This is a genomic window from Pedobacter kyungheensis (genome assembly GCF_000812965.1).
Classification (GTDB): domain Bacteria; phylum Bacteroidota; class Bacteroidia; order Sphingobacteriales; family Sphingobacteriaceae; genus Pedobacter; species Pedobacter kyungheensis.
Genome location: NZ_JSYN01000013.1, coordinates 116,284 through 122,859 on the forward strand (window position 1 = coordinate 116,284; position 6,576 = coordinate 122,859).

A 6,576-nucleotide genomic window follows, 5' to 3' on the forward strand; every position below is an offset into this window, starting at 1 on the left:
TCACATAAGAATTAATCCGACACTTCAACACCAATAAAATCACACAAACCTTTTACAAATTAATTCTGTTCTATAACAATTTTTAATATTTGTTGTTTGATTATTAAAACGATTTTTTTATTCTACTTTTAGCAAACTTTAAGCCAAACATCTATGTCTGGAATTTTTTTAAATAAACCGCTCCGATTTAACAGCATTTTTACAGGCGCTGATTTACAGTCAACTGACCTCGGAAAATCGATTTCCAACCACCTGGAGCTGATCATTTTTACCCGCTTTGGAGAGCACCGGCATCAGCGCAATTTCGGGTGCGAAATCTGGGACCTTGACTTCGAATTAATCGTTAGTGAGAGCATTTGGGAGGAAAAATTCAGGAAATCGCTGCTAAAATCTATCACCAGTTACGAGCTCAGGATTTATAATACCGAGGTAGAAGTGCGCATTACGGAAGTAGAAAATGTATATCCTTTACGTAAGATAACAGAGATCAAAAAGAAGGTTGATATCAGTGTGAGATCACTAATAAAAAATACAGGAGAAAAATATTTTTTTAACACCGCTTTGTTCCTTAGCCCTTTATCGACCTAAAAAAACGCCCCAAATTTTCTACACATGAAACCAATTTTTTACGCTTCAAAAGACGAGATCCGCAATAGAATTTTAAAAAATGCCGAAGATTTCTGGAATGTTAAAAATAGTCATGATTTTGACCCGCTGGTTAAACTGATTATAGAAGCTTTAAGCAATGAGCTCTTTAATGTCTCAAACGACGTTAAAAATCTCGAAAACAGGATTTTCGATAAAATAAGCCGCATTCTGGCACCTGATCATTTAACTTCTTCTTTACCGGCTCACGCCATTATACACGCAAAACCAGTAGAAAAAGACGATTATTTTTCTCCCTACACCCAATTTGCCTTTAAAAAAAATATTCAGCAGGAAAATGATAAGGTGGTAAAAACCGATATTTTTTTTAGTCCGCTACATCAGGTAAAGGTTTTACGGGCCGATATTAAATACATGGTTACCGGTAATACCCTGTTTAATGTAGAGCAATTGAACAAATACCCCACAACGAACACACTACCTGGTTTTAATGTAGAAAAAAATACGATGTATATCGGTTTTAGCGGCATTAATGACTGGATGGACTTTAATAAGCTGAATATCTTTTTTGATTGGAAGAATTATTCAGTTCCGGATAATACCTACGATTTGCTCTCGCTAGGCAAATGGTACTATCATGACAATGAACTTACCGCCTATACCGAAAGGTTTATGGATGAACCTTTAACCGGAAAAATAGCGCCGCCTTTTCAGTACAAACAACTACTTAACCTGATTAAGGCCGATGTGTTGCAATATTACAGCAAACGGTTTATCACCCTGGGCGACCTTAATGATTTTAATATCAGTGTAGACAAAGAACTTCCGCCGGTATTCGAAAATATCTTTCAGCAGGCCAGTCTCAACCAGATCGATAAACAGGTTAAATGGCTTAAAGTTGTTTTTCCTGCAGCAATCACTCAGGAAATGCTGAACGAACTTCATGTACATATCAACGCTTTCCCGGTTGTAAATAAAAGGTTGAGCCAGATAAAACACCGGCTTAAAACCATGAACAACATTATTCCCATTAAAACGGAAGCACTGGATCAAATGCTGGCTGTAGAGAGCCTGAAAGATAATAAGGGGAAAAGCTATAATGAAATTCCTTATACCAACGAAAATGAAAAAGGCGATGGTTCCTTTGCCATCCGTTACGGGGGTACCGAGCGCTTTGATACGCGGAATGCCAAAGAACTGGTTGATTATCTATTTGAGCTACTACGCGATGAGAAAGCAGCATTTTCAGTTTATGGACCTGATTTTTTAGGTACCGTATTAAAAAATCTGGAACAGAACATTGCTTTAATTGAACAAAAAAGTCAATCGGCACTGAAAGACGTTAAAGAGTTGCCCAGTTATATTGTAATTAAGCCGATTGATGATGCCGACATCTTGTTTCTCGATATTTGGGTTACACAGGCAGAAGAAGCCAACCACATCAACACGGGTAGCCGGTTAATGGTGTATAACAACAGTAAAGTGAGTGCTGACAGTGTTTTTTTATTAAGCGCAACCAAAGGCGGGCGTTCGAGATTAAATGCAAGCAACCGGGTGCAGGCGTACAAGTACGGGCTCACTACCGCCGACCGCATTATTACCAAAGCCGATGTCATAAATTTTTGCCGCTATGAACTGGGCGATAAGCTCAAAAGCGTTACCCTGGCTAAAGGTATTGTTATGGATAATAAACCCAATGCGGGTTTTATTAAAACCACCGATATCATTATTGAACCGGCAGATCAGGCCAATTTACATGTGCAAGACTGGGAGGAACTGTTGCACCTTACCCAGGCCAAACTAACCTTACGTAGCACCATGAATGTACATTACCGCATGTTACTTAAACCAGCCACGCTTAAAACAATATAGGCTTATGATATTGGTGTCTTAAATATATACGGTATAACCCAGAAAAGAACTTTCACCTTCGGTACTTAAAACGGTTTCCTGAAAATCAGCAGCAGTAAGTAATTCGATATTTACTTCGGCATCAACAGGCATGAGGTAGCTTATGGCCATATCTAAAATTGCCCGGTTTTTTTGTCCGGGGATAAATTTTATCAGTTCCTGAGGCGATGTGGGGCCAATATTGATGTTATAGGATTCTATATCAGGAATAAAACTATCGCCAATGATGGTATCTACCCCTAAAGCACCTGCGCCAAGGGCAATCTGTAAATCGCCGGCAATTTTTACCGGAGTAATGTGTTCGGTTGTATTTACCAATGTTACCGGGAGGTTAAAAAGGGCGGTAAGTACTTTTGATACAAAATTGATATCGTTTCGCTTTTGTTGTATTTCGGGCAGTAAGTGCATCCAGATAATGCTTTGTTCTTTATTAAGCAAGCTGAATTCTTCCCAGCCCAGGCCAAAAACCTGGCTTAACTCGGTATAGGTAGTTCTTTTATCGAGCCGGTTCTCATACAGCTCAGTCATAATCCTCACCTGATTGATCTCCGCATCAAAAGGGCTAAAAAACAGTCTGGCTTGCTTTTCTTCTTCCCTCCGTTCGCGGATATCTTTAATCATACCCTCCTCATCCAAACTGCCACTTCCGGCAGGTGGGCGATGAAAAAGCCCTTCGGGTAGCATATCGTACAAACTTTCGCGGTTGCTGCTAATGCGGATACGGTTATGCCTTCTCTTTTCTGAATAATAAGAAACAGCGTCTTCAATATCTTTGGCATAAGCCCGTTTATCCGACCCAACGGGGATTACTTCTATCCGGTCGGCATCAGTTACGTTGCGTTCAATCAGATCGGCGGCATGGGCTACAGCCTTATAATCTGTAAATAATTCGTTATGCACTATAATTTCTTTTTTCATTTAAACATTAAACCTGCTTATTTGTTATAGGTTAAATTTTTATTATAGAAATAATTAGGATTATGATCAAATACTAAAGATACTATATTTGTAATACATCACATCTATCAAATTAATGGACGTTAAATCTTTTTTTATTCGCTTTCTGCTATTCCCGTTGATTTTTCTCGTTTCAACGGCAGTACTCTCTATCATCAACAAGAAAAATCAGTTTCTTAACAACAAAAAATTAATTGTAAGTGTTTTGCTCACCGGCATTGCTTTGGCACTTCCGGGTTTTCTGGGCTTCCTCAATTTCAATTTCATGCCCTGGGGTTATATTATTTGTTGTATTTATTATGTTTTAACCGGTATTATTTTCGTTTACCTGCTAACCAAATACTATCCAAAAGAAGCATTAGAACGCAAAGTATTTATATTTTTTGCCACCTTAGTTTCGGCCATTTTGGCCTTGTATCTATTTCAGCTGGCCTTTAACTGGTTAAGTTCGGTAAATTTTGGCTGGTTTGGTGCAGGCAGCATTACCTGGTTCTTTGTTCCACTTATTTTCTGGTGGGCCTATGTTTCACTGCTTAATATTCCATCAGAGATTTATAAAATCTGGAGATACCCCGATACGCCACTTGATATCAATATGGATCATGTCGACTTTAACAAACTCCTGGTGCTTGAACTGGAATTGTATAAAAAAAGTAGCGACCCAGAACCCCTTAAAGTAAAGGTAAAGGCCGTAGAAAACATGAATTTTGGCATTTGGTTTCACAAGTTTATAGACGATTATAACCTTAAATTCGCCAAAAGCCCTGTAGAATTTAAGGCCGATGATGCTGAAAGCTACAATTGGATCTTTTTTATTAAAACGTCTTTTTTTAAGCGCAATATTTTCATTGATCCCGATCTGGATATTATTGAAAACGGCATTACTGAGAAAATGACCATTTACGCCAAACGGGTTTCCGAAAATGTAAACAAACCAAACGAAGTGGGAGAAAGTGCTATCTTTATCTAATCTATACTAAAAAAACAGTCTGCCATGATAAAGCCGCTAAGATATAAATCCATTAACTGGGTTAATGGTATGAAGCTTTCGAGCGATCATTTTACCCTGAACGATCTCTATTTACAGGATTTTGTGCGAGATGCCGTATCGTTAAATCTCAACAATAGCAATTACGGCTTTCTACCGCCTTTTGCAGGGTATAAAAGTTCGCACGATATCGAAATTATCGAAAAAGCGACCAACCATATTGAAATAAGAGTAAACTATTGCAATGCCCTTACTTCAGAGGGTTGTCATATCGATATTGCTCAGGCAAACCATACCGAAATGCTGGTGCACAATCATTATTTCGGTCAATCGGAACCGCGCAATTATGCCATTTTATTGGCGGTAAACCCTTTCAACCGTGTGCCTGCAGGTATGCCAAACCCCGAGGAGAATCCCATCCGTTACCCTGAACTGGCCAAAAGTTATGCTATTGTGGTACTACCAGAATCGGAGGTAAATGCACAAGGTGCTGATAGTTATTTTCTAACGATTGGCCAGGTTTATTATGAAAACGGACGGTTATCTATCAACCGTAGTTATATTCCACCCAGTTCAACCGTAGCCAGTCATCCGGCCTTAATCCGTTATTACGAATCGCTCAGTGTTTTGTTAAATGATATGCAACTTGCCTGTTTTAAAATTATCGATAAAACAGGGGGGCGCGATAACATTACACCGCTGGGTAAAAATATCCGTTTAATCTCTGAAAAGATTGTAGACTATATCGCAGGACTTTTTTACGAATACCGCAACATTGCTCACCGCCAGCCACCGGTTGTTTTGGTAGGCTATTTTTCAAGCCTTGCCCATATCTTCTTTACCGCCATAAAATTAATCGATCCACGCGAAAGAGAAGAGTTATTGAAGTATTTCTACGAATGGAAGGATGTAACGCCTGGAAATTTTGAAGAATTATTAGCCAAAACCATCGAATTGGTTTACGACCATAAACAAATTAACCAGAGCATGCTTATGGTTAGCGAATTTATGAACGTAATGGTAGCGCTCTGGAATAAACTGAGTGGCTTAGAATATATTGGCCAGCGCAAAGAAAACATTGTGGTTGCCGAGCAACAGGTAGTACAGCAAGTACAGGCTAAAAAAACCTGGACTTTACTAGACTAAAACTATTGCTCAGCATAAATCTGTTATACAGCTGTACCCTAATCAGGTACGGCTTTTTTAATCAAAAGCAATTTGATCGGGGCCAGAAAGCTTGTCTATATGGCAGGCACATTCGCCGCCGCTTACTTTAATTACCGCCGATTTGGTTTGATTGGTTTGAACCGAAGTGCCGGTAATTTTCAAATTATCGCCCTGTTCAGAGAGGGATCTGATATTTTCGTCGCCAACGACAACAAATGCACCTTTTACAGAATTACCGCTGGTCCTCGCATTGGCCATTACCTTTTCGCCTGTTCTTTGGTTAATTACACTAAAATCTTTTACTTCTGCGCCTTCTCCTTTATTGTCCATAAACCTGAAAACTACTGATCGGTACTCGTAAGTACACATTTTATCCAAACAATCGTTTTTTGTTTTGTTCTTTTTGCAACTCAAAGCACCCAGTGCAATTAGTAATAGCCATGCTGTTTTCTTGATCATAAATATTTGGTTTAAAATAAAAACGACAGAAAACTTGAAAACGCTACAACAGGAGCAGCCTTACATTAATTCAATCTCATTCTTTTTTTAGAAGCGCAAAGCTATTGCAGGCAACAAAGGTTCCGTCCTGCTGTACGTTACAATCCTTTTGGAGGCCTTATGCAAGATTTAACATGCCTGTTCATGCCAAAAGGGATTTCCACTGCCATCAGGGCTATTATTGAAAGCTTAAAGCCAAAAGACCAAAGACTAAAGCTTTGTATACTGCTTTAGTCTTTAAGCTTTCTGCTTGATCCGTCTTTAAGCTTTAGTCTTTCAGCTTTGGTCTCCAGAATGGCCGTAAACAAGAAAACCCCTCAGCTTTAGCTGAAGGGTTCCTTTAAGATTTGGCACCGACCTACTCTCCCACGTGTTACCGCAGTACCATTGGCTCTGGTGGGCTTAACTTCTCTGTTCGGAATGGGAAGAGGTGGACACCACCGATATAG

The 6,576-nt window shown here is 39.2% G+C and carries 6 protein-coding genes and 1 rRNA gene; 4 read left to right on the plus strand and 3 right to left on the minus strand.

Annotated features, from left to right (window positions below):
* Positions 1–153: 153 nt before the first annotated feature.
* Entirely contained in the window at positions 154–588 is a 435-nt protein-coding gene (locus tag OC25_RS12170; protein WP_039476346.1) for a GPW/gp25 family protein, read from the plus strand.
* Between the two features lie 24 nt (positions 589–612).
* Complete coding sequence (locus OC25_RS12175; RefSeq protein ID WP_039476348.1) at positions 613–2,478, plus strand: type VI secretion system baseplate subunit TssF; 1,866 nt, start codon at positions 613–615, stop codon at positions 2,476–2,478.
* Between the two features lie 18 nt (positions 2,479–2,496).
* Here OC25_RS12175 and OC25_RS12180 read toward each other — a convergent pair whose 3' ends face one another.
* A complete protein-coding gene (locus OC25_RS12180) occupies positions 2,497–3,435 on the minus strand; it encodes a type VI secretion system baseplate subunit TssG (RefSeq protein ID WP_039476351.1) in 939 nt (312 codons plus the stop codon).
* A gap of 115 nt (positions 3,436–3,550) precedes the next feature.
* Between OC25_RS12180 and OC25_RS12185 the strand changes: the two genes are divergently transcribed.
* Positions 3,551–4,444: a TssN family type VI secretion system protein gene (locus tag OC25_RS12185; protein WP_039476354.1), complete on the plus strand. Its 894-nt coding sequence runs from the start codon at positions 3,551–3,553 to the stop codon at positions 4,442–4,444.
* Between the two features lie 24 nt (positions 4,445–4,468).
* On the plus strand, positions 4,469–5,608 hold the full coding sequence (locus OC25_RS12190) for a hypothetical protein (protein WP_039476357.1): 1,140 nt from the start codon (positions 4,469–4,471) through the stop codon (positions 5,606–5,608).
* A gap of 57 nt (positions 5,609–5,665) precedes the next feature.
* On the opposite strand, the gene OC25_RS12195 is transcribed toward OC25_RS12190, so the two are convergent.
* Positions 5,666–6,088 (minus strand): hypothetical protein, encoded by a 423-nt coding sequence (locus tag OC25_RS12195; RefSeq protein WP_039476359.1) that lies wholly within the window; start codon positions 6,086–6,088, stop codon positions 5,666–5,668.
* Positions 6,089–6,472: 384 nt separating this feature from the next.
* Positions 6,473–6,576 (minus strand): 5S ribosomal RNA (gene rrf / locus OC25_RS12200); the annotation flags it as partial.

Coding starts and splice junctions, on each gene's coding strand:
- OC25_RS12175 (WP_039476348.1), top strand. CDS start 613: ATGAAACCAATTTTTTACGCTTCAAAAGACGAGATCCGCAATAGAATT.
- OC25_RS12195 (WP_039476359.1), bottom strand. CDS start 6,088: ATGATCAAGAAAACAGCATGGCTATTACTAATTGCACTGGGTGCTTTG.
- OC25_RS12170 (WP_039476346.1), top strand. CDS start 154: ATGTCTGGAATTTTTTTAAATAAACCGCTCCGATTTAACAGCATTTTT.
- OC25_RS12180 (WP_039476351.1), bottom strand. CDS start 3,435: ATGAAAAAAGAAATTATAGTGCATAACGAATTATTTACAGATTATAAG.
- OC25_RS12190 (WP_039476357.1), top strand. CDS start 4,469: ATGATAAAGCCGCTAAGATATAAATCCATTAACTGGGTTAATGGTATG.
- OC25_RS12185 (WP_039476354.1), top strand. CDS start 3,551: ATGGACGTTAAATCTTTTTTTATTCGCTTTCTGCTATTCCCGTTGATT.